The sequence below is a fragment of the Oleiphilus sp. HI0123 genome (assembly GCF_001635315.1).
In genome coordinates this window covers 1-373 of record NZ_LWGE01001880.1, presented here as the reverse complement: position 1 = coordinate 373, position 373 = coordinate 1, and the positions used below count along the sequence as shown (strand labels likewise).

The window sequence follows — 373 nt, the reverse complement described above, 5'->3', positions numbered from 1 at the left end:
CCCCACCAACAGGAACAATAATAAAAAACGCCATTGAATGTTCATGGTGATACGTCCTATTGCTGATCGCGGCTGCTCACTGAAGCAAACACTTCAGCCGAACCGTCTTTTTTTAGCAACCACACCTGGTAAGGCATAAACCTGTCGCCCATTTCCATCCCGGGGCTGCCCGCCGGCATGCCCGGCACGCTCAGGCCGATGGCACCCGCCGGTGGATTTTCCAGAAACTGCTGAACGAAGCGCGCGGGGATATGACCTTCGAACACATAGCCGTCACTCGTCACCGCCGTGTGGCAGGAGTGGTATTCAGGGTGACCGACTATATGGGGTCCTAGGGATTTTGCCTCCATATATTGCAAAAACCAATATATGG

The 373-nt window shown here is 53.4% G+C and carries 1 protein-coding gene; it reads right to left on the bottom strand.

The genetic code is table 11. The features are described from left to right. Positions 1 to 56: 56 nt before the first annotated feature. On the bottom strand, positions 57 to 373 hold a 317-nt coding region (locus A3761_RS25085), incomplete at its 5' end, for a DUF411 domain-containing protein (RefSeq protein ID WP_156492122.1).